We start from the raw sequence: 22,987 nt of genomic DNA on the forward strand, positions 1-22,987 counted from the left end.
AAAAATAAAAAAAGGTAAAAAAAATAATTAAAATGTGGAGGCAAATTATTGGAGCGTTTCAAAGTTTTTAAATAAAGCCTTTATCTAATAATTGCTTTCTTAAAATATCTGCTTGGGCAAAATCTCTACATTTTCTTGCATCTTGCCACAAAAAATATGTTTGTAAGTCTATTTTTGTTGGTTTGTTAAATGGAATTGCAATTCCTAAAATATTTAAAATTAATAATAAAGAGTTTTGAAATTGGGATAACTTATCCAAAATTTGGGTTTGATGGGTTTGTTTAATTGTTTGTTCCATTAAATCAATTACTTTATGAGTAGCCAAATCATCTTGCATTAATTGATGAAATAACTGCATTATATCTTGGTCTAAGGTTTGGCAAGAAAATTGATTAACTTTTAAATAAAAATTATTTTTAGTTAAAAAATCAGTTATTTTTTGGTATTTTTGTTGGGCTTGTTCCATCAAATCATAACTAAAATTGATTGGCTTGCGGTAATGAGTACTCAAAATTAAAAGCTTTATTATGCAAGGATTGTATTGTTTTAATAAATCTTTACACCAAATAATATTTCCTAAAGATTTAGACATTTTTTGATTTTGATAATCTAATCTTTCTACATGCATAAAAAAATTAGCTAGTTTTTGGTGGCTATGGGAGTGTGTTTGGGCAATTTCATTTTCATGATGAGGAAATTTTAAATCTGTACCTCCTCCATGAATATCCAAAGGCAATTTAAAAAGTTGCTCGATCATAGTTGCACATTCAGTATGCCAACCAGGACGCCCTGCAAACCAAGGACTTGGGTATGTAATACCTTGCGAAGTTTTTTTCCATAAAATAAAATCTCCTGGAAATTCTTTTTGGGGGTCTAATTGTTTACGTGCATTTTGTTTAAGTTGGGATAAATCTTGTTTTTTGAGTTTACCATAATCATCAATTTTAGATACACGAAAATATATTCCTTGATCGGTAAAATAAGCAAATCCTTGGTCTAAAAGAGTTTGGATGTAGACAATCATAGAATTGATATATTGAGTAGCTTGAGGTTTAAAATTAATGGTTTGAATGTTTAGAGTTTTGAGGAGATTGTTGAAAGATTTAATATATTTATTGGCTAAATCTTGTTCCAAAACTTGGTTTTTAAGGGCATTTTCAATAATTTTATCATCAATATCAGTAATATTTACTACATAATATACCCTAAAATTAAGCATTTCTAAATATCTTTTCACTGTATCAAAAAAAATTAACGGTCTGGTGTTTCCTAAATGCAGGTGATTATAGACAGTAGGTCCACAAACATACATGTTAATTTGGGGCGGATGGGCAGGGTTAAAAAATTCTTTTTTGCGAGTTAAAGAGTTATAAATTTTTAGCATTAAAGAAATCCTTTTTGTTTGGAAAATGGCATAAAGAAAAATGAGGGTGGCAAATAAAAGAAAAAAATAAGGGTTAAATTGCGATGGGATGAATTATATAAAATAAAATGATAAGTAAATTAAATTAAATATGAAATATATAAATATTATTTTTCAAATGGAATTAATTAAAATTTTTGGGCTTGTTCTAAAACATAAGATAGATTTTTAAGTACTTGTTTTTTTCCTAACAATTCTAATAAAAGGGCGATACTGGGACCATGCATTTTGCAAGTAGTTCCGATACGCAAAGCCATAAAAAGTGTTTTTTTAGCAAAATCATTTTGGTTAGTAACTTGTTTAATGGAATTAGCAATAACATCTTTTTCAAATACAATAACATCAAAAACATTATAAAAAGTTTTTAAAATAAGGGTTGTTTGGGGATTAGTTTGTAAAAAATGTGTAGCTTCTTGCGATAAAAAAGGTGTGGATTGAAAAAAAAGTTGATAAAAATCTGTGATTTGTTGCATATAATTCATTCTATCTTGAAACAAAGCCACAAATTTAGTCATCCACTCTTTGTCATTTGTAGGAGCGGTTGTAAGAGCTAAATATTTTTTTTGCAAAATAAATGATGCAATTACTTCTGGAAGCAACTTTCTTAAATGTTGATTATTCAAATAATCTAGTTTAGTTTTATCAAACATAGCAGGAGCTTTGTTGAGGCGTGCCACATCAAATAAATTAATTAATTCTTGGGGACTTAATATTTCGGTTTGGCTTAAAGGACTAAATCCTAACAAAGATAAGAAATTAAATAATGCTTGTGGCAAGTATCCTAATTTTTCATATTGTTCAATAAATTGCATAATATTAGCATCTCTTTTGCTTAATTTTTTTTTGTTGTCGTTAAGAATTAAAGTCATGTGAGCAAATTGAGGAAGATGCCATTGGAAAGCTTGATAAATCATAATTTGTTTAGGAGTGTTAGTGATATGTTCTTCTCCTCGAAAAATATGAGAAATCTGCATTAAGTTATCATCAATGACAACTGCAAAATTATAAGAAGGATAGCCGTTTGATTTGAGGATAATAAAGTCTTCGATTTCTTGACTTTGAAAAGTAAGTTTGCCCCTAATTAAATCATCAAAGGCAAAAGTTTGATTGGTAGGAACGCGAAATCTTATGGCAAAAGTGGTGTGTCCTTCTTCAAATTCTTTGTAAGCGAGATCTTGATCAAGTAGTTTTTGGGCGTATTTTTGGTAAATGGCAAGTCTTTCTGATTGGCGATAAGGTCCAAAAGGTCCTTGGATATCGGGCCCTTCGCTCCAATCAATTCCTAACCAACGTAAATTTTTTAATTGAGAAGCCTCGCCGCCTTCAACATTGCGTGAAAAATCGGTGTCTTCGATGCGGATGATAAACTCTCCTTGATTGTGTTTGGCAAACAAATAATTGAATAAAGCAGTGCGGGCATTTCCTATATGCAAAAAACCAGTAGGGCTTGGAGCATAACGAACTTTAATTTTTTTCATAGTTACAGTAAGGGTTTTCCTTTTAATTTAAAATCGATAGAGGAGGTGTTGGTGGAAAATTTAAAAAAAAGGAACTTTTTGACAAAGTTCTTTTTTGGATTAACGTTTGGAAAATTGTGGTGCTCGACGAGCTTTTTTTAAACCGTATTTTTTGCGTTCAACACAACGAGCATCGCGAGTTAATAAACCAGCTTTTTTTAAAATGGCTCTTAATTCGGGGACACTTTCAATTAAAGCGCGTGCAATTCCTAAACGAATAGCGCCTGCTTGAGCTGAAAGCCCTCCGCCGTTTACATTCACACTTACATCAAAAGCTTCTCTTTTTTCAGTTAATTCTAAAGGCTGAATCATTTCTAGGCGTGTTGCAGGTAATGGTAAATATTTTTCAAAATCTCTAGTATTGATTGTAATTTTGCCAGTACCATTAGTTAAAATAACTCTTGCCACAGCACTTTTACGACGACCAGTACCAAAATAATTTACTTTTTTCATCTAATTAAACCTCTAAACTTTCTGGTTGTTGCGCTTGGTGATTGTGGGTTTGTTCAGCATAAACAAATAATTTTTTACCAATTTGTGAACCTAATTTAGTATGAGGAACCATTCCTAAAATTGCTTTTTCAACCATTCTTGTAGGAAATTTAAGCATCATTTCTGAAGCTACAACTTTAGTTAAACCACCTGGATAACCTGAATGTTTGTAGTAAGTTTTTTGTTGCCACTTTTTGCCAGTTAAATGAATATAGGCAGCATTTACAACAATAACATAATCGCCATTGTCTATGTGTGGCGTGTAATGTGTTTTGTGTTTTCCTTTTAAAATGGAAGCCACTTTGGTAGCTAATCTGCCTAGGGTTTTTCCCTTAGCATCTACTAGATGCCATTTAGGTTTTACTGTTGTTTTATTAGCCATTAAAGTTTTTTGATTGTTTTTTGGTTGCAATTGTTCTGTCATGGAATTTTCTCCTTATTATTAATGAAAAAATAGTGATTAATTTTATGTGTGTATTTGTGTTTTGTTTGAAAGCGACAAAAACAAAAGAGTTATGAAATCTTTTGTAATTTAGATATGAAATAGTCTTAATTATTATGAAATAGTAATTTTTTATTTTCAACATTCTCTTAATATTTTACTAAAATAATGTCATTAAGTCAAGTAAAAAATCATTTTGTCAACTTTTTTTAAAAAAGAATGCATAAATTGTGTAAAAAAAATGAAAAAAGAGGATAATGGTTGGATGGTTATCAGATAATTTTGATATTTTTTATATACAAATAAAAAGTCCCAAATTTACTAAACATTAAGGGAATTTTTAAAAGCAAAAGCAAAAGCTTTGCCTTTCAGCACTTCTACTAAAGCAAAAACAAAGTCAAAGACGGTTATAGGAGAACGCGAAGTTACAAATTTATCACTAATAACAGCTTTTTGGTTTGGCAAATAAGTGCCTTCAATAAAATGATTACAAGAAGGAAAGCAAGTAAAAGGGTGATTTTTTAATAAATCTAGTTTGCCTAGAAACATGGGAGCGGCACAAATAGCTCCAATAACTTTATTAGCATCAACAAATTTTTGAATTAATTTTAATAAAAAAGTTTCTTTTTCAATAATTTGCGCTACGTAAGGTCCTCCAGGAATAACTAAAAAATCGTATTCTAAAGGATTAATAATAGCTAAATTGGCATCTGCTTTTACACAAAGCCCGCTAGAAGACATAACTTCTAATTGGGGATTTAGAGTTGCAGTTGTTAAAGGAAGGTCTACGCGATTTAATAAAGCTCTTGTGACTAAAGCCTCACAATCCTCAAATCCGTCATATAAAACTAATAAACCTTTCATATTGTTCCTTGTTGTCTCCTTTTTAACTTTGTTATGCGTTTAGTTGCGTGTGTGTGTAAGTAATTTTTGGGGGGTGGGGTTGTTTTGAGTAAATTAAATGCAAGGAAAATAAAAATAAAAATAAAAAAATACCACAAAAGCTGTGATATTTGAATTATTAATTTTGGTTTGCTAAATATTTTACTAAATTACGTCTTTTGCTGTTTTTCATAAACAAACCTCTTTTAGAGTGAAAATCATGAGGGTGTTGTTTTAAATGTTCACTTAATTGTTTGATTTCTGCTGATAAAATAGCAATTTGAACTTCAGATGAACCTGTGTCTTTTGCAAAACGTGAATTTTGTTTAATGATTTCTTGTTTTTGTTCTTTGATTAATGCCACGTAAAAACTCCTTTTTTAATTTAAATTTGGTTGAATTTGATAGGTTTTAGGTTTGATAAAATTATTAATTAATGTTAAACTTTTAAAAACTGGTCCACATCAAGAACAAAAATCGTTGCTCCGCCCACAGAAACTTCGGTAGGAAAAGAATTATAAGCACTAAACTCATTGATGATATTGTTTGGAATCATTTGAGTTTTTTTATGAGAATGGGCTTTTATAATTTCTAAAGCTTTGGGTACTTGTTCTTCTTTGACTCCTAAAATAAAAGTTGCATTAGCTTCTTTTAAAAAACCTCCTTTAGTAGCTAATCTAGTTGTAAAAAAACTATTTTCTATTAAAGATTGTTGTACTTTGTTAGCATCGTGACTAGAAACGATAGCTATAATTAATTTCATATTATCCACAAGAGTATTATACATTATTTTACTTTATTTGATGAAAAAAAAGACTAAATTGCGGAAAAAAATGATAAAAAAGTTGGTGAGAGGAAAAAAATTGGTAAAAAATGGATGTAATTAGCGTTTATCAAGGGCAAAAGCAATGTGATTTCCTAAAAAATAAACTGTTTGAGTTAAAATAAAGGTAAGCAAAGCAGATACTATAATTAAATCAAAGCGAGTAAAAAAGGGATCAAAATCATAATGTCCGTTATAGCCATTATCAATTGCCACTGCTGCAATACCTTGATGCCCTACAATTTGCAAAACAGAAGAATAAGCAAGGGAAGTGATAAAAAGAGAAGCTAGTTTGAAAATGATATCAGAACGGGTTTCTGTTAACAAAAATTTAGTCACAAATTGAAATTTAGTTGCTCCAAGACTAAATGATGTTTGGTATAATTCTGGATTAGTAGTTAAAAAAACTTGTTCACAATGACGAGCAAAAAGAGGAGCAATAGCTAATACTAAGAAAAAAAGGGCAGTACCAAAGCCATAACCCATGCGAAAATAAGGGATTAAAATTAATTTTAGTAATAAAACAATTAAGATTAAAAAAGGAGTAGAAATGAAAAAATTCATCAAACTATTTAAAATCCAATATCTTTTATAATGTTTTTGTATTTTGAATAAATATAATAAAACTCCTAAAATAAGCCCTAGAAAAAAAGCAATAAAACAACCTATTAAAGTAATTTTAAGAGTTTCTTTAAAACCATTCCATACCAATTGATTTTTAGCTAAAACATTCCACAAACGAATAAAAATATTATTTTCCATTGAGTTTTTCCATTAATTAGAAGCAGGAGCAGCGCCTGTTTTGCCTAAATATTTATCTTTAATGTTTTTACTTATTTGTTTAACTTCTTGTCTTGGAATCATATAAAAATTGGTTGCAAATTGGCTTTTTTCCATATATTCAATAGCTTCTGCTTCTTTTAAAATATCTTGTAAAATTTTAATTTTCCAGTTATTTTTATTATTGTTAGTAGTCACTAAAGAAATGGTATAAGAATAAATAATATCATCTAAATTAGTGGGCTTTTGCATTATTCCTAGTGATATAAAATTATTTATTCCCAATCCCATAAGAGTAGGATAATTAAGACATAAATCAAAATCATTAGGAGCAAGAAATCTAGATGTAATTGTCATTAAATTCGATTCAGTAGTGTATTCTATGTCAGGATATAAATTAGTAGGTTTAAAATCTGTAGTTTTTAAATTAAATTGTTCTTCAATGCTAAGAGTGCGTTCTGGGTTTATTTTTTCAATAATTTTTAATTCTTGCAACACGCGCAAAGCTAAAGAACGTTGAAAATTGTCTTGTGGCATCAAAATTTTAAGGTTGTTAGGATGATTGTTTTTTTGAATTCCTTCTAAATTATTAAAAGTATTAGGTTTAGCAAAAAGCCCAAATTTAGCTAAATAAACTACTTGGCTAAACGTTAATTTATCTTGATCTGGAATATTTGGATTTTCTTTATTAAAAATATTTAAATCATGTACATGAGCGTCTAATTTAGCATCAACTTTTTTGTTTAAAAGTAATTCATTGGTTTGTTTAAATCCAGAACTTATATATTGAACATCTAAATCAATATTGTATTCTTTTAAACGGTCTTTGGCATATTCTTCTAAAAAATATTTAATAGTTGGCAGAGCAGTTGCTACTGTTAATTTATGGTTTTTTTGGTTGGAAGGAGTATGAGCTAAAGATTTTTTAGCATCCCAAAGAAAATAACCCAAAAGCAAATTACACAAAAGAGAAATAGTTAATAAGGCAAATAATAGATTTTTTTTAGTTTTGGAAGATAAAGAATATAGTTTAAACATGTAATGTGTCTCTTTTCTAAATAATTTTATTTATTAATATTTTGTTGGACAAAAACATTTGTATGATAAAAAAGGATAAGAAAAAGGATAAAATTTAGATAAAAATGTTTTGATAAGAAGTAGCTTCAAATTTACAAGAAGGATTAAGGGTAGCAATTTTAGCTAATTTTCCTTGCTCCAAAATAGCTACACGATGGCACAAACTTTTAATTACTGCAACATTATGAGAAACCAAAACAATGGTAGTTTTTAGTTTTTGATTGGTTGTTTGCAATAACTTCAAAATCTCTTGACTTGTCATTTCATCCAGGGCAAAAGTAGGCTCGTCACAAAAAATAATTTTAGGCTCGTAAACTAAAGCACGTGCAATGGCTACACGTTGTTTTTGTCCGCCCGAAAGTATTTTAGGATAGGCAGTTGCAAATTGGCGAAGTCCTACAAAATCTATCATTTTATTTACTTTAGTAGTAATTTGTTCTTCTGGAGTGCTTCTTATTTCTAAAGGAAGAGCCACATTTTCAAAAAGATTTAAATTACTCAAAAGATTAAAATTTTGAAAAATCATAGCACTTTCTAGATGACTAAAAGCTTTTTGCATGGAAGAATTAGCATTTTTATCAGGCAACATAAATCCATTCATAATTTTTAATAAAGTAGTTTTGCCAGAACCCGAAGTTCCCACTAACCCAAAGATTTCGCCTTTCAAAACTGCAAGTGAAATGTTTTGTAAAACTGGAAGTTTTTCTTTTTTAAGGAAAAAAGTTTTCGAAAGATTATTAATTTTAATCATAAATAATTCCTTGTTTATTGTTTTTTTAATTTAAATGATTGGAAAGTTGGAAAGTGTGTGAAAAAAATAAAAAGTTTAAAACACAAATGATAAAGTAAAGATAAAAAAGTTTAAAGCATTAATTGGAGTTGTTAAGAGATTGTAAAAGCTTTTCAAAATTAGCAGGTAAGGGTGCTTCTAAAATAAGATTTTGATTGGTGATAGGGTGGTTGAATTTTAACATTTTGGCATGCAAAAATTGACCTAAAGGAGTAATATGGTGTGATGAACCATAAAGTAGATCTCCTATAATAGGACGTTTGAGGAAGGAAAAATGTGCTCTTAGTTGATGAGTTCTTCCTGTTTCCAAATTAAATTCCATCAAAGAAAAGTGAGAAAAACGTTGCAAAGTTTTAAAATGAGTAACAGCAGTTTTACCGTCTGGAATAACTTGCATTTTTAATCGATTATGAGGATTTCTTCCAATAGGCAGTTTGATAGTGCCTTTATCTTCTAAAAAACCTTCAATTAAAGCCCAATAGATTTTGGTAATTTTTCTTTGTTGGAACGCAATTTGTAGTTTGTCGCTTACATCATTATTTTTGGCAATAATTAATAAACCAGTAGTGTTTTTGTCAAGTCTATGCACGATACCAGGTCTTTGGGTATCTACATGACTTAAAGTTGCAAATTGGTACAACAAGCCATTAACTAAGGTTGTTTCTTGAAAAATTAAAGAAGGGTGTGTTACCAAATTGGCAGGTTTATTAATAACTGCTAAATAGGGGTCTTCGTAAATGATGTCTAAATTAAGATTTTGAGGAGTTTGTAAATTAACAGATTCTTGAGTTTGAGGGATAATAACTGTAATGAGGTCTTGGGCTTTGAGCAAATAACTTTTTTTCGCAGGTTTGGAGTTGACCAAAACTTGTTGTGCCAAAATTAATTTTTGACATTGACTTTTATTTAAATTAATGTGAATCAATAAAAAATGATCTAAACGTTGAAATGCCTCACTGGCAGAAATAAGAAACTCTTTTTTTTCATTCATGTAAAAGGCCTTGTTTTCTAAAAGTTAAAAAAATGTATTAAAAGAATTGGGTTTCAAAAATAAAGAAAAAAAAATAAAAAGGTTAAAAATCAAGAAAAAGCATTGGTGATAAATTTAAATTATCATAACGAACACCAACTCTAAGCAAGCTTAAAATTGGTGTTAATTGTAAAGATATTTTTGGTTTTTGCAAAAAACTATTTTTAGAAATGAAAAAATAGATTGGGTTTGGTTTTATTCGGAATCTGTTGACACAACTTCTGGAGAAGTTGTTTCCTTATTGTTTGGATTTGATTCGTTTGATTCTTGGTTGTCTAAATTGGTTGTTGTTTTCACAATTCATCATTTAAAGGAGTTGTATCAGTGCTATTTGTTTCATTGTTGGAAGGCATTTGAGAAGTTGGTTGGGTTGGTTTGTTAGCTTCTTCTTTTTCTTTTTCCCACCAAGCAATTTTTCCTGTAGCTACAATTTCATCAATATCTCTTTTATTAAGAGTTTCAATTTCAAGTAAATATTTAGAGATTGTGTCAAGCAAATCTTGGTTTTCTTGAATAATTTGTTTGGCTTGTTGATAACAATTAGCAATAATTTTTTGAATTTGTTGGTCAATTTCTAAACCTTTAGGATCAGAAAAATCATTTTGGAAAGTATTTCCTGAATATTGCACTGGTCCTAAATCACTCATGCCGTATTTAGTTACCATCAGTTTAGCTATTTGCGTAGCGTGTTTAAAATCGTTGTAAGCGCCGTTAGAAACGTCGTCAAACATTAATTCTTCGGCAACACGTCCGCCCAGAAAGGAAGTAATTTGGGCTAATAGGGTTTTTTTGGAAGAAAAGAAAGTTTCTTCTTGAGGAAGCATTAAGTTGTATCCGCCTGCGTTTCCGCGGGGAATAATGGTGATTTTTTGCACTATTTGGGCAAAAGGAATTTTAATTCCAATAACAGCATGCCCTGCTTCGTGATAAGCTACCATACGTTTTTCTTTGTCGTTGTATTTTTTAGATTTTTTAGCAGGTCCAATTAAAATACGGTCTAAAGCTTCGCTGATATCTTTTTTATTGATAAAAGTAGCATTTCTTCTAGCAGCTAATAAAGCAGCTTCGTTTAAGGTGCCTTCTAATTGAGCACCACTAAAACCTGGGGTTTGTTTAGCTAATTCTTCTAAACTAATTTCTTCTGAAAGTTTTTTATTACTTGCATGTAATTTTAAGATAGCTTCACGGTCTTTAACATTTGGTAAAGTAATATTAAAGTGACGGTCAAAACGTCCAGGACGCAAAATAGCTGAGTCAAGAACTTCGGGTTGGTTAGTAGCTGCAATAACAATAACACCCATTTTTTGGTTAAATCCGTCCATCTCTACTAAAAGTTGGTTTAAGGTTTGTTCAGAACCGTTACTCCCACCAATATTGGAGCCTCTTTTTCTAGCAACTGCCTCAATTTCATCGATAAAAACGATACAAGGAGCTGCCAGTTGAGCTTCTTTAAAAAGATCTCTGACACGTGAAGCACCAACACCTACATAAACTTCATCAAAATCAGAACCTGAAGCAGCAAAAAAAGGAACGCCTGCCTCACCTGCAACTGCTTTGGCAAGTAAGGTTTTTCCTGTACCTGGAGGTCCATACAACAAAACTCCTTTAGGAATTCTTGCTCCCATAGCAGCGTATTTGCGCGGGTTTTTTAAAAAGTCAATCAATTCTGACATTTCTTCTTTTTCTTCATCAGCTCCTGCTACATCTGAAAAAGTAAATCTTTTTTGATTGATAATAACTTTGCGACTTTTAGAACCTTTTTTACCAGGGGCTGATGCCAAAATTTCTTGTCCCATTTGTTTGATAGTATCGGCAAAAAAGAGAAAAAAACAGTAAAAAATTAACATTGTTAAACATTGTCTAAATACCCAAACAACAGGTTGATAACCATTCCAAGTTCTAGGATCTACAGAATCAATTTTATATTTGTATTTGCCGTTTGGTTTTTTTTCAAATACTTTTTCACAAGGCATATTAAAAAAATCAATTACTTTGCCGTCTGTAGTAGTAACTACAACATTACAAAAATATGAATTAAAATGGTGAGGTTCATAAATAATTGTTTCAATTTTGTTATCTTTTGCAAGTTCATCAAATGTATTGTTATCTTTTTTTGCATTCTTAGTAAAATAACAATAAATAAAAGTGGCACCTATTAAAATTACAGCAAAATAAAGGACGCCCATATGGAATTTTTTAAAAATTTTATCAAAAAATGACATAAATTAACCTTTCTTGCAAGAAATTATCTTTGAGTTAAACATTGAAATCAAATATTTTAATGTTTGGAGTTTAATTTGGGATGGATGTAATTTCTGCATTTATTTTTTTGGATTCTCATTTTTAATTTGTTTGAGAAAAACAATTTGAAGAAGTAAAAAAGTTTTTAAAAGCTAAATAAATCTTGGATTGGTTTCCTAAAGTTAGGTTGATATATAAGTGAGGAATAAATAAAATATTGTCTAGATTGTCTACTACTAACCATAAATTATTTCTTTGAGTAAGGGGCACTTTTTTTTCAATTAAAAATTTTTTCAATTTTTTAGTGCCAAAACTAAATTTTAATGTGTCTTTTGGTTGGCGCAAACGTACTTTTAAAGGAAAACTAACTTTTTGAGGATTATAATTGAGGGATTGTAACGAAGGAGAAATGCAAGCAAGACAAAGATTACATATAGAAACACACAACAAAGGTTTTGACAAAGCAAAGGAAAGTGGTGGTGCAGGCCTAATTAATGTAATGTGCTTGTAATCTTTAATTAAATGCCACTCAAAATTCAGATGCCAAGATAAATTAGGCTTATAAGGATTGTTAATGCCTTTGATGATATTTTGGATAAAAATAAAACTTTTAGTAATATTTTGTTGTTCTAATAATAATAAAATGATATCTTTTTGAATAACTAAATCAAGGTTTAAAAAAGGTGCAAGTGCAAAAGAGTTTGGTGGGTTACAACTATGATTTGTGTGTTTTGTAAGAAATAAAAGAGTTTGTTTGCGAATAAAATTATAGGCTTGCAAAAGAGTTTGTTGGTATTTTGGGATATTTTGCAAAAAACTAGTTTGGGTTTTTAAGTAAGGAATAACTTGGTGCCTGATTTGGTTTCTTTGATAAGTGAGGTTTTGATTGGTGTAATCTTCCAAAAAAGGGATTTGGTAAAAAGCAGCATAACTTATGATTTTGGCTTTGGGAACGTATAAAAAAGGTTTTAAAAAAATGAAATCTTTCCAAGAAGTTTGGATCTGCATGCCACTATAACCTAGCAAAGTGCTGCTTCTAGTTATTTTTTGTAAAATAGTTTCTGCCAAATCATCTAAATGATGGGCTGTTAAAATAAAAGGAGTTTGGTGCTTTGTAGCTATTTGCATTAATTTTTGTTGTCTTAATAAACGTGCTTGGGCTTGAAAGTTTTTTTGGAGGCAGTTAAGTTCAAAATAATGGAAACAAAGGGAGTTTTGCAGGCAATAACTTTGGACTAATTCTTTATCTTTCCAAGCATTAGGGCGTGCTAAATGGTTGAAATGCACAACTTGCAGTTTTATTTTTTGTGCCACCAAACAATGAAGTAAAGCCATTGAATCAACGCCGCCACTTACAGCTATAATATAGGTTTGATTGGCATCTAGACTACAAGCAAGTTTGATAGTTTTCATGAAACATCCTTAATTACAATTGCATTTGAATTTGAGTTTTAGGGTGTTGAGTTGTTCTTGGTCAACTGCGCTAGGAGCTTCTAACATCAAATCTTTGGCACTTTGGGTTTTAGGAAAAGCAATAACATCTTTGATATTGTTGGTTTTGGTAAACAACATCACAAGACGATCAAGACCTAGGGCAAGTCCTCCATGAGGTGGGGTGCCGTATTTAAGGGCTTCGACTAAAAAACCAAAACGAGTTTGCACTTCTTCTTGTGAAAATCCTAAAAGACTAAAAATTAATTCTTGCGTTTGGGGATTGTTAATTCTTAACGAACCACCACCCACTTCGTAGCCGTTCCAAACTAAATCATAGGTTTTAGCAAGAGCTTTTTGAGGATTGCTTTTCAAAATAGCAATATCACAAGGAGCAGTAAAAGGATGATGCAAAGAATAAAGACGGTTGGAAGTATTTGAGTTTTCCAAAGTAAGATCTGGTTGGGGCAAGTCTTCTTGAGTAGTTTCAAACAAAGGAAAATCAACAATCCATAATAACGCTTCTTGAGTTGTATCAACTAAAGATAAATCAAGGGCTAGTTTGGTGCGAAAAATACCTAAAGCTTTGTGCATAATGTCTTTTGTGCCAGAAACGACAAAACAAATTTCTTCATTTTTTAAAAAAGAATCATCTTTAATAAATTGAGATATTCCATCTATAATTTTATCATTTTTTTTAACAAAAGAAAACAATTTCAAGTTAAAATGTTTACTAAAAAACAATTGATACTCATCTATTTTTCGGCGTGTCAAAACTGCTGTTTTAGAAACTTTAAAGCCTTTAATGTTGCATGAAAAAATATTTTGGGGGCAAGTGTTAGTATCAAAAAAAGTAGTAAAATCGGTGATTTTAAGGGGATTTCTTAAATCTGGTTTATCAGAACCATAAAGTTCAAAGGCTTGTTGATAAGTTAATCTTAAAAAAGGTTGAGAAAGTGGTTTTTTCCAAATATTGGCAAATAAATCTACTATAATTTCTTCTGTTAAGGACATAATTTCATCTTGATTTAAAAAAGATGTTTCAATATCGATTTGACTAAATTCAGGTTGTCTATCAGATCTGAGGTCCTCATCGCGGAAACAACGTGCTACTTGAAAATACCTTTCAAATCCTGCAATCATGTATAATTGTTTAAAAAGTTGGGGAGATTGAGGAAGGGCATAAAAATTACCTGGATAAATTCTGGAAGGCACTAAATAATCTCTTGCTCCTTCAGGAGTTGATTTAGATAAAATGGGAGTTTCTAGTTCTAAAAAATCATTTTTCAAAAGAGTTTGACGAATACTTTGGGTAATGTGGTGTCTTTGAATCAAAAAATGTTTAACTTCAGGATTTCTTAAATCCAAATAACGATATTTAAGTCTGGTTTCTTCTAAACTTTCTTGACTGTGAAACACATTTAAAGGTAAGGTTTGAGCCTCACTTAAAATTTCAATATGAGATACTAAAATTTCAATATCACCAGTTGGCAAATCAGGATTTTTATTGATTCTTTCAATTACTTGACCTTTAATTTGCACGACTGTTTCTAATTTAATTAAAGCTATTTTGTCGTATTGTGGATTATTTTCTTTAACTAATAATTGAACGATACCAGAAACATCACGTAAGTCAAAAAAAAGAGTTTTTCCTAAGTTGCGTTTACGAAAAATAAAACCTTTTAGAAAAACTGTTTTTCCTTGATGGGCAAGTTGTAATTGATTGTTATAATGGCTATATTTAGTTTTCATGAATTAATTTAACTCCTTGTTGTTTTGAAAATAAGAAACAACATCTTTTTGCAATATGGTGGTTTGCTGTTGGGTGTCAGTATTTTTGATTGTAATTTGATTGTTGTCAAATTCTTTTGGTCCCAGAATTAAAAGATAAAGGGGTTGTTGTTTTAAGGCTTGTTTGAGACTTTTGGAAAAAGATAAAAACTGATAATTAATATCGGCGGAAAAACCTTGATGGCGGAGAGTTGTTGCAAGTGCAAGTCCTTGATAAAAAAATTGCGGCACGCTAACTAATATAAAGGCATCCAAAGAAGGTAAGATATTTTTATTGCAAAAGGAATGAGTGGCTAAAATCGACATTAAACGTTCCATGCCTAAGGCAAAACCAATACCAGGCGAAGGGTTCCCTCCAAATAAAGTAACTAAATTATCATAACAACCACCCCCACCTAAAACTGCTTGATGTCCTTGTTCTTTATTATAAACAATTTCAAAAACGCTATGAGTATAATAATCAAGTCCACGGACTAAATCATGACACAATTTAAAATTAACATTCATTTGTTTAAGCCCTTCTAAAACTTGTAAAAAACGAACTTTGTCGTCCTCAACAAGATGTTCAAAAATGCGTGGTGCTTGCTTTAAAAAAGGTTCGTTGTGACAATTTTTACAATCCCAAATACGCAAAATATTTTTTTCAAATCTTTCTTGACATAAAGGACATAATTGTTGATAGTGTGTTTGTAAATAGTTTTTAAAAACTTGTAAATAATTATTGTATGTAGTTTTACATCCCAAAGAATTAATCTTCACAGTAATATCACAAATCCCTAATGATTTGAGGGTTTCATAGGCAAGAGCAATTACTTCTACATCTAAAAAAGGGCTTGATTGTCCTAAAATTTCTACTCCTACTTGATGAAATTGACGATAGCGTCCTTTTTGAGGTCTTTCATAGCGAAAACAAGGTCCATAATAAAAAAACTTGTGTAATTGTGAGGTTTTATCTAATTTATTTTCCACATAACTACGAATAACACCAGCAGTTCCTTCGGGACGCAAAGTAATAAAACGTCCTTTTTTATCTGCAAAAGTATAAGTTTCTTTGGAAACCATTTCTGAATGTTGAGCTGCTCTATCAAAAACACCACGATATTCAATTATAGGGGTTCTTATTTCTTGCAAATGATACTTGGCAAACAAAGTGCGAATGTGATTTTCTACTTTTTGCCAACAAACCATTTGATCTGACATCAAATCATAAGTACCTTTAATTTTAGAAAACATCTTTGGGCTCCTTTGCTTTTGGGGTTGGTTTGGGTTTTAATTTTGTGATGATTATTTTTTTGTTATTTTTTTTTGTTGTTTTGGGATAAAAGTTTTGATAAGGCTTTTTGGGTTTTTGTTGTTGGAGATTTTATATTTTTTAATTTTTAGTGCTAATAAAGCTTTAAAAAATACATGAAAATGATTTAAAAAATACACACAAACACACAATAAACAAAATAATTTTAATAAGGCATCATTAATATATGGAGTAAAATAAAATAAATGGGGAATAAATAATTGTCTGCATTATAAATAATAAATTATTTAATTATTGATTCTTTGAATTTGATAAATTTGCGAAATTTTATATAAATTAGTAATTAGATTATTTAATTCTTTAGTATTAGCTATTAAAATCCTAATCTTAATAATAGTTTCTAATTTTTGTTTATTAATAACATTAAATTCTAAAATACTTACATTAAAACTGTTAATTTTATTAATAATTTGTTGCACTAAAGTATCTTTGGTAGAAGCAATAATACTAATCCAAGCAGGATATTTAGCAATAGTAGGGTCTTGTTGCCATGAAGCAGTAATTAATCTTTTTTCATCACATTGAGCTAAATTATTACATTCCTTGCGATGCACAATAATACCTCTTCCTTTAGTGACAAATCCTAGGATTTCGTCGTTATAAACAGGGGTGCAACAACTTGCCAATTTTAATTTAGGATTTCTAAGGCCTTCAATAATAACGCCTGTCTCACTTTGATATTTGAGTTTTTTATGCGATTTTGCCATTTGTTTTTGCAAAATATTTTGACTTAAAGTTTCTTTGGCTAAAACAAGCAATTTATTAATTACTGACTTAGGATTTAATTGTTTTTTAGCAATTTCATAATAAAAATCATTAAGAGTTTGAATATTGTAACGCTCAAAATGTTTTTGGACAAAATTATTATCAATCAAGGAAAGTTCAATTTTATTGGCAGTTAATTCTTTTTCAATAATATCTTTTCCTTTTTGAATCTCTGCTAAATATTCGGTTTTATTTTCTTTGATATCTTTTTTTAAAAAACCTTTAATTTTTCTTTTGGCATGTGTTGTTTTTACCATGCGCAACCAGTCTTTATTAACTGATAAAATATTTTTATTGGTTTTAATCGAAATAATATCACCATTTTTGAGTTGATAATCAATTGGTACAATTTTCCCGTTAATGATGGCTGCTGTCATTTTGCTTCCTACTGCGGAATGAATACGAAAGGCAAAATCAATGGGGGTAGAACCTTTGGGAAGCTCAAATACTTCTTGAGTAGGAGTAAAAACATAAACATTATCACTTAAAATATCATTTTTAATAGAATCTACAAATTCTTTGGGTGTTTCTTCGGGATGATTTTTGGCATCCATAGTAATTTTAACTAATTCTTGATACCATCTTAATTTTTTGGCAAGTTCTAGTTGTTTAGCTTCTTGGGCATAAGTTTTATTTTCTTTATAAGCCCAGTGAGCAGCAATTCCTTTTTCAGCAATTTCATCCATTTCTTGAGTTCTTATTTGCATTTCAAACAAAGAGCCATCCTTAGTTAAAACAGTTGTATGCAAAGATTGATAAAGATTAGGTTTAGGAACTGCAATATAGTCTTTAAATCTTAGGGGAAGTGGCGAAAAATGACCGTGAATAATCCCTAAACATTGATAACACAAATCCACAGTAGGCACAATAATTCGAATAGCTAAAAGGTCAAAGATTTCTTCAAAACTAACTTTTCTTTTAACAATTTTTTTATAAATACTATAAATATTTTTGACACGCCCTTTAATAGTGTAATTTTTGAGTTGGTGGTTGTCTAAAAGAGATTTAATATTGGTGATAATTTTGGTGATTGATTCTTCACGTTGTTGTTTTTTTAACCGAATTAAATTAGAAACACGATAGTATTCTTGAGGAAAAGCATATCTTAGAGACAAATCTTCTAATTGTGATTTAATTTCAAAAAGCCCTAAACGATGTGTTAAAGGAGCGTTAATTTCTAAGGTTTCTTTGGCAATACGTAATTGTTTTTCTGAAGGCATCGCATTTAAAGTTTGCATATTGTGCAAGCGGTCAGCAATCTTTACAATAACAACTCTAATATCTTTTGCCATTGCTAAAAACATTTTTTGTTGATTATCGGCATGTCCTTGATTTTTGTGAAAAGCAATTTTGGTAAGTTTAGTTGCCCGATAAACTAAATAAGCCACGTCTTCGCCAAACAAAGAAGTTAAATCTTGCATAGTAGCATTAGTGTCTTCCAAAACATCGTGGAGTAATCCTGCCATTAAAGTATTGGGTTCGCTGTTTAATTGTGCCAAAATTTTAGTCACTGCACAAGGATGAATAATATAGGGTTCTCCTGTAAAACGTGTTTGCCCGTGATGTTTTTCTTTGGCAAAAAGATAGGCTTGAGTAATTTTTTGCAAAATGGTGACATCTTGAATATTTTTGGAAATCACAGCCATTAAATCTTGATATAATGTATCTTTTTCTAAAGTTAAATCGGAATCTAAAATCATCTTATCACCTTCTTTTTTAAGGATTTGCAAAAAAACGCAAAGAAAATAAAAGAAATCAAAAAATAAATTAAGTGTATAGTCTTTTTGTGCCTTGAAAATAAACTTCTTTAATAACGCCTGCCCCACAACAAATATTGTTATCATAAAAAGCACATATTTGCCCTGGAGTTACTGCTTTAATTGTTTGAGGATAATGAATTTCTAAGTTGTTTTGGTCTAGCCAAGTTAAAATAACGTCTTGATTGGGTTGGCGGTAGCGCATTTTGGCTTGTAGGTGCAAATTGGTTTTTTTGCCGCGCCAAACAATATCACCAATTAAGGCTTTGTCGCTGTATAAATAAGGATGTTTGCTACCTTGTTCTACGTATAAAGTGTTAGTTGGAAGGTGTTTGCCAACAACAAACCAAGGTTTTTGGCTGGGAACATCACCCAAACCTAAATTTTTACGTTGCCCTATGGTATAATACATTACTCCTTTATGATGTGCTAAAAAAGTCCCATCCAAAGTTTTAATATCACCTTTTTGAGCAGGTAAATAGTTGCTTAAAAATTGAAAAAAATTTCTTTCACCAATAAAACAAATCCCTGTGGAATCTTTTTTAGTGGCATTAATTAAATTATTTTCTAAAGCAATTTGGCGTACTTCTTGTTTTGTGAGATTGCCCAAAGGAAACAAAATATTTTGTAATTGTTTAGTTGTTAGTTGTGATAAAAAATAAGTTTGATCTTTGTTTTGGTCAACAGCACAAGCAAGTCGTGGAACTAATTTTTGGTCTGAAGAAGTTTCATATATAATGTTAGCATAATGTCCCATAGCAATATATTGAGGGGAAAGTTTTGTTGTTGCATAATCAATAAAAGCTCTAAATTTAATTTCATTATTACACAAAATATCAGGATTTGGAGTAAGATTATTTTCAAAAGCTTTGATAAAAGACATAAAGACTTTTTGCCAATATTCTTCAATAAAATCAACACGATGCAACTTAATTCCTAGTTGTTCAGACACTTTTAAGGCATCTTTATAATCTAGTTCTTGCGGGCATATGTCATTTAAAGTGGGATTACCTTGGATATCAAAATTAAGATTGCTATCCCAATTACGCATAAAAAATGCTTCTACCAAATAACCTTGTTTTTTTAAAAGAAAAGCAGCAACGGCACTATCAACTCCGCCTGATAAACCAACAACAACTTTTGTCATTTTTTGCTCCTTTTCTTTTTTTTAATTTGTTATGTGTGTGTGTGTGTTGATTTGTTATTTTGATGATATTTATTGATGTTTTGAGATTTTATATTTTTAGAACTTTGATTTATTGCTTTTTATTCTTGTCTTTGTAGATAAATAGGAAGCAAAAATTCGTTTCTGGGCGAAAGACTATTTTCTAAAACTTTAGGACCTGGTGCCATATTTTGTCTTTTAAATTGATTTTGATAAAAAGTTTTTAGATATGAAACAACTAATTGATTGCTTTTTTCTGGACTCAAATCAAAGGCAATTTGCAACAACCAAGCAATTTTGGTTTTGGTAAAACCTTTTTTAATGTGGCAACAAAGAATAAAATCTTCCATAATTAATTTTTGATTGATGTTTTCTTGCACTAATTTTTGATATAATTTTTTTAAGGCAGGTGTAATTTGTAAATAGTTTTTTTCTAAATGATAAAGTAATAATTCTTTGACTAAAACATTAGGAACGCCAGCATTGACATTATAAATGTGGTCGTAATGACTACGAGGATTGTTTTTTCCTAAAGCCATATCCGAAAAATTATTATTTTCTAACAACAAAAACTTTTGTGTTTGGGAAGCTAATTCCTTTAAAAAAACTTGATCTAGGTCTTTGGGACAAGAAGCAAGTTCGTTTGACAAAGTAGAAATGTTGTTAATATCGTTGAATAAAGTAGCTGTTTCATTTGCTTCATTTATTTCATTTGTTGCGCTTGTGTCATTTGTGGCATCAGTTAGATTAGTTGTGTTAGTGGTGGCATCATTTTTGTCAAGTCCCAAAAAGGCTAACAAATCTTTTTTCTTTAAAAAACTACTTTCACAAATGTGGCAAACTCCTTTGGTTTGTAAAAAATCTTTGAGGAGTTGATAATGAGTTTGGTTGGGAAAAAGAAGTGGATTTAGGATTACAATGAAATCTTCTAACGGTTTTTGCAACAAGGAAAAGCTTTGAAAAGCAACTACCAAAGTTAACAAATCATTAATATTTTCAGTAATTTCTACAATTATTTTGGCGTTTAAATTGTTAAGTTTAGTTTTGAGTGCTAATACTTGGATTTCATTTGCCAATTTTAAATGCGAAGCAACATTTGATTGAGGAATAAAAGGCGTTTTATTAATTGGTTTTTCAAAGTGATAATGGGGCGTTTCTTGGAGTTCAAAATAAACTTTTAAAAAAGGATGTTGTTTTCCTATTCTTTGGTCACCATAAGTAGTATCAATTCTTCTTTGAAATTTAATTAAATCAACACAAACATCAACTACTAAACTTACATCTTGATTGAATAAATCTTTTTCGGCGACCATTTCGCCTAACAAAGCAGCCATTTTGTGATTAGAAAATAAATTATCAACAGTAGATTCAGTAATTCCGCTACTAGTGTAAAAATAGCCTCCAATTTGTTTGCGCGAATGATCAAGAACGGCATTTTTTCTTAAATCAAGTTTGCCTATGTGATCAGTTGAGGCAGAAGGATTAAAAATTAAATGAGCGCCATTTAAGGAAAGTAGATCACCAGGAGAAAAGACAGTCCATAAATCTTGACAAATTTCTACTCCAAAAATAAGATCAAATTGGGAATTAATAAATAAAACATCTCCAAAAGGAACTGTTTGACCCAAAATTTGGATGTATTGGGATTCGCAGGTTTTGCCTGATTGAAACCATCTTTTTTCGCTAAATTCTTTATAATTGGGAATAGTTTTTTTAGGGGTTATTCCTAATATTTTATCTTTTTGAATGATAACTGCTACATTAAATAAAACTTCATGCAAAGCAAGAGGCATACCTAAAATATAGACTCCTTCAAAAGAATTATTTTTTAAAAGCCAATCTAGAGCTTGAAAATTTTGTTCTAAAAAAGTAGTTTCAAAAAAAAGATCTCCTGCTGTATAACTACTTAAACAAAGTTCGGGGAACAAAACAAAACTGGCTTTACTTTTGTTTAGAACATTTTGCATACTATAAGCATTTTTTAAGGGATTACCTACTGTTAAAGGAGGGCTTGCTAATTCAATTTTAATAGAACCGTTTTTGTACATTTTCTTTAATTTGCTTCCTTAGTTATTCATTATTTAATAATTAAAGATTAATATTTATGATAATTAATATTTTTTATTAAGATAATTAATAATAATAACTATAATTTTTATTGTTTATATTTAAATAATTTAATAATTTTTTATGATGTTAAATAAATTGATAAATATTTAATTTATGGTTTGGGATGATAAAAAAAAATAAAACCATTATATATATTATATAATTTTTTAATAATTTTCCCAAATAAAATCTTATAATTGATTCTTTTTTATTATTAATAATAATTTTTGATTATAATTGTATTTATAAAGATTATTTTATTGCTAAAAACTATTATTAATAATAAAGATAAATAAAAAAAACTAGGTTAAAAAAACCTAGCTTTTTAAATAATGATTAAATAAGATTATTTATTGTTTTTGTTTTTTTTAACAAATAAAAACACACCACCAGCAACGGCAGCAACAACTAAAACAGATACTAATGTTAAGAACCACACTGTTTTGTACCAAGGTGTTTTAGCTACATTAAATTCAAAGACAACTTGTCCTGAAACAGTAGTTTTACCATCTACAGCTTTAACAGTAACTTTATTAGCATCGTCGTCTTTACCAACTGTGAAAGTTACGTCGTCTTTGTTTACAGTTGCAGGAACTTTAGCTCCAGCTTCTTTTAAAGCTTTTAAACCAGCTTCTGCATCTACTTTGCCATTTTTAACTGTAAGTGTAAGTTTTTTGTCTGTGCCTAAAGTTAATTTATTTAATTCACATACGCCTACTAAATTTAATACTTTTGAACCTGATAAAGCTTTTCCAGCATCACCATCTGCAGGTGTAACTGTTACTTTATTATCAGAAACCGCTACTTTTACAGAATCTTTTGTTACTTTTGCATTCAATGAAGTGTTTTGAACTTTCCATTGTTTAACAACTTTTTCTGCATTAGCAGCATCAGCAGCAGTAAGTTCAAGAGCGTCTTTACATTCTAAAGTGCTTAAATCTAGTTTATCATCAGCAAAAACTTGAACGCCAACAAACATTAAAGCAACAGCAGCAAATAAAACTAAAACTTTAGCAACTAAAGATTTTTGAGTTTTTTGATTTTGCATTGTTTGTTCTCCTTTCTTGCGTTATATAATTATATGGTTTGAGTTGTTTTCTAACAAAGAGTTAAAAGACAATCAAAACCTACTATTATTTTAACATGAAAAAAGGAAAAATG

19 protein-coding genes are annotated in these 22,987 nt (G+C 29.9%); all 19 read right to left on the reverse strand.

Features of this window, described 5'->3' with window-relative positions:
* Positions 1-67: 67 nt before the first annotated feature.
* Complete coding sequence (gene cysS / locus MBSPM3_RS02410) at positions 68-1,384, reverse strand: cysteine--tRNA ligase (RefSeq protein ID WP_069028355.1); 1,317 nt, start codon at positions 1,382-1,384, stop codon at positions 68-70.
* Positions 1,385-1,551: 167 nt separating this feature from the next.
* Complete coding sequence (gene gltX / locus MBSPM3_RS02415) at positions 1,552-2,901, reverse strand: glutamate--tRNA ligase (protein ID WP_069028356.1); 1,350 nt, start codon at positions 2,899-2,901, stop codon at positions 1,552-1,554.
* A gap of 99 nt (positions 2,902-3,000) precedes the next feature.
* A complete protein-coding gene (gene rpsI, locus MBSPM3_RS02420) occupies positions 3,001-3,393 on the reverse strand; it encodes a 30S ribosomal protein S9 (RefSeq protein ID WP_011160514.1) in 393 nt (130 codons plus the stop codon).
* 4 nt (positions 3,394-3,397) lie between these two features.
* Positions 3,398-3,856, reverse strand: coding sequence for a 50S ribosomal protein L13 (gene rplM, locus MBSPM3_RS02425; RefSeq protein WP_069028357.1), 459 nt, complete (start codon positions 3,854-3,856; stop codon positions 3,398-3,400).
* 339 nt (positions 3,857-4,195) lie between these two features.
* Positions 4,196-4,738: a DJ-1/PfpI family protein gene (locus tag MBSPM3_RS02430; RefSeq protein WP_069028358.1), complete on the reverse strand. Its 543-nt coding sequence runs from the start codon at positions 4,736-4,738 to the stop codon at positions 4,196-4,198.
* Positions 4,739-4,895: 157 nt separating this feature from the next.
* A complete protein-coding gene (gene rpsO, locus MBSPM3_RS02435) occupies positions 4,896-5,120 on the reverse strand; it encodes a 30S ribosomal protein S15 (protein WP_069028359.1) in 225 nt (74 codons plus the stop codon).
* A gap of 74 nt (positions 5,121-5,194) precedes the next feature.
* Positions 5,195-5,518, reverse strand: a complete 324-nt coding sequence (locus MBSPM3_RS02440) for a cyclic-di-AMP receptor (RefSeq protein ID WP_069028447.1) — start codon at positions 5,516-5,518, stop codon at positions 5,195-5,197.
* A gap of 120 nt (positions 5,519-5,638) precedes the next feature.
* Complete coding sequence (locus tag MBSPM3_RS02445) at positions 5,639-6,340, reverse strand: ABC transporter permease subunit (protein ID WP_069028360.1); 702 nt, start codon at positions 6,338-6,340, stop codon at positions 5,639-5,641.
* A 12-nt stretch (positions 6,341-6,352) separates the two neighbouring features.
* Positions 6,353-7,396 (reverse strand): ABC transporter substrate-binding protein, encoded by a 1,044-nt coding sequence (locus MBSPM3_RS02450; protein WP_069028361.1) that lies wholly within the window; start codon positions 7,394-7,396, stop codon positions 6,353-6,355.
* Positions 7,397-7,490: 94 nt separating this feature from the next.
* Positions 7,491-8,186, reverse strand: a complete 696-nt coding sequence (locus MBSPM3_RS02455; RefSeq protein WP_069028362.1) for an ATP-binding cassette domain-containing protein — start codon at positions 8,184-8,186, stop codon at positions 7,491-7,493.
* Between the two features lie 118 nt (positions 8,187-8,304).
* The gene (locus tag MBSPM3_RS02460; protein WP_069028363.1) at positions 8,305-9,216 is read right to left on the reverse strand and encodes an RluA family pseudouridine synthase; all 912 of its coding nucleotides are present in this window, start codon (positions 9,214-9,216) and stop codon (positions 8,305-8,307) included.
* Positions 9,217-9,548: 332 nt separating this feature from the next.
* On the reverse strand, positions 9,549-11,477 hold the full coding sequence (gene ftsH, locus MBSPM3_RS02465; RefSeq protein ID WP_069028364.1) for an ATP-dependent zinc metalloprotease FtsH: 1,929 nt from the start codon (positions 11,475-11,477) through the stop codon (positions 9,549-9,551).
* 121 nt (positions 11,478-11,598) lie between these two features.
* Complete coding sequence (gene tilS / locus MBSPM3_RS02470) at positions 11,599-12,909, reverse strand: tRNA lysidine(34) synthetase TilS (RefSeq protein WP_069028365.1); 1,311 nt, start codon at positions 12,907-12,909, stop codon at positions 11,599-11,601.
* 9 nt (positions 12,910-12,918) lie between these two features.
* Positions 12,919-14,679, reverse strand: coding sequence for an aspartate--tRNA ligase (aspS, locus tag MBSPM3_RS02475; protein WP_069028366.1), 1,761 nt, complete (start codon positions 14,677-14,679; stop codon positions 12,919-12,921).
* A gap of 3 nt (positions 14,680-14,682) precedes the next feature.
* A complete protein-coding gene (hisS, locus tag MBSPM3_RS02480) occupies positions 14,683-15,951 on the reverse strand; it encodes a histidine--tRNA ligase (protein ID WP_069028367.1) in 1,269 nt (422 codons plus the stop codon).
* Between the two features lie 306 nt (positions 15,952-16,257).
* A complete protein-coding gene (locus tag MBSPM3_RS02485) occupies positions 16,258-18,495 on the reverse strand; it encodes a RelA/SpoT family protein (RefSeq protein WP_069028368.1) in 2,238 nt (745 codons plus the stop codon).
* 67 nt (positions 18,496-18,562) lie between these two features.
* Positions 18,563-19,699 carry a tRNA 2-thiouridine(34) synthase MnmA gene (gene mnmA, locus MBSPM3_RS02490; protein WP_069028369.1) on the reverse strand — a complete coding sequence of 379 codons (1,137 nt, stop codon included), beginning with the start codon at positions 19,697-19,699 and terminating at the stop codon, positions 18,563-18,565.
* Positions 19,700-19,818: 119 nt separating this feature from the next.
* A complete protein-coding gene (locus tag MBSPM3_RS02495) occupies positions 19,819-21,765 on the reverse strand; it encodes an NAD+ synthetase (RefSeq protein ID WP_069028370.1) in 1,947 nt (648 codons plus the stop codon).
* Positions 21,766-22,172: 407 nt separating this feature from the next.
* The gene (locus MBSPM3_RS02500) at positions 22,173-22,874 is read right to left on the reverse strand and encodes a hypothetical protein (RefSeq protein ID WP_069028371.1); all 702 of its coding nucleotides are present in this window, start codon (positions 22,872-22,874) and stop codon (positions 22,173-22,175) included.
* Between the last annotated feature and the right edge of the window lie 113 nt (positions 22,875-22,987).

Source organism: Candidatus Phytoplasma zeae (genome assembly GCF_001712875.1).
Taxonomy (GTDB): Bacteria; Bacillota_I; Bacilli_A; order Acholeplasmatales; family Acholeplasmataceae; genus Phytoplasma; species Phytoplasma asteris.

Excerpts from the sequence above, each read along its gene's own strand:
- cysS (WP_069028355.1), bottom strand. The coding sequence starts at position 1,384 with ATGCTAAAAATTTATAACTCTTTAACTCGCAAAAAAGAATTTTTTAAC.
- gltX (WP_069028356.1), bottom strand. The coding sequence starts at position 2,901 with ATGAAAAAAATTAAAGTTCGTTATGCTCCAAGCCCTACTGGTTTTTTG.
- rpsI (WP_011160514.1), bottom strand. The coding sequence starts at position 3,393 with ATGAAAAAAGTAAATTATTTTGGTACTGGTCGTCGTAAAAGTGCTGTG.
- rplM (WP_069028357.1), bottom strand. The coding sequence starts at position 3,856 with ATGACAGAACAATTGCAACCAAAAAACAATCAAAAAACTTTAATGGCT.
- MBSPM3_RS02430 (WP_069028358.1), bottom strand. The coding sequence starts at position 4,738 with ATGAAAGGTTTATTAGTTTTATATGACGGATTTGAGGATTGTGAGGCT.
- MBSPM3_RS02440 (WP_069028447.1), bottom strand. The coding sequence starts at position 5,518 with ATGAAATTAATTATAGCTATCGTTTCTAGTCACGATGCTAACAAAGTA.
- MBSPM3_RS02445 (WP_069028360.1), bottom strand. The coding sequence starts at position 6,340 with ATGGAAAATAATATTTTTATTCGTTTGTGGAATGTTTTAGCTAAAAAT.
- MBSPM3_RS02450 (WP_069028361.1), bottom strand. The coding sequence starts at position 7,396 with ATGTTTAAACTATATTCTTTATCTTCCAAAACTAAAAAAAATCTATTA.
- MBSPM3_RS02455 (WP_069028362.1), bottom strand. The coding sequence starts at position 8,186 with ATGATTAAAATTAATAATCTTTCGAAAACTTTTTTCCTTAAAAAAGAA.
- MBSPM3_RS02460 (WP_069028363.1), bottom strand. The coding sequence starts at position 9,216 with ATGAATGAAAAAAAAGAGTTTCTTATTTCTGCCAGTGAGGCATTTCAA.
- ftsH (WP_069028364.1), bottom strand. The coding sequence starts at position 11,477 with ATGTCATTTTTTGATAAAATTTTTAAAAAATTCCATATGGGCGTCCTT.
- tilS (WP_069028365.1), bottom strand. The coding sequence starts at position 12,909 with ATGAAAACTATCAAACTTGCTTGTAGTCTAGATGCCAATCAAACCTAT.
- aspS (WP_069028366.1), bottom strand. The coding sequence starts at position 14,679 with ATGAAAACTAAATATAGCCATTATAACAATCAATTACAACTTGCCCAT.
- hisS (WP_069028367.1), bottom strand. The coding sequence starts at position 15,951 with ATGTTTTCTAAAATTAAAGGTACTTATGATTTGATGTCAGATCAAATG.
- MBSPM3_RS02485 (WP_069028368.1), bottom strand. The coding sequence starts at position 18,495 with ATGATTTTAGATTCCGATTTAACTTTAGAAAAAGATACATTATATCAA.
- mnmA (WP_069028369.1), bottom strand. The coding sequence starts at position 19,699 with ATGACAAAAGTTGTTGTTGGTTTATCAGGCGGAGTTGATAGTGCCGTT.
- MBSPM3_RS02495 (WP_069028370.1), bottom strand. The coding sequence starts at position 21,765 with ATGTACAAAAACGGTTCTATTAAAATTGAATTAGCAAGCCCTCCTTTA.
- MBSPM3_RS02500 (WP_069028371.1), bottom strand. The coding sequence starts at position 22,874 with ATGCAAAATCAAAAAACTCAAAAATCTTTAGTTGCTAAAGTTTTAGTT.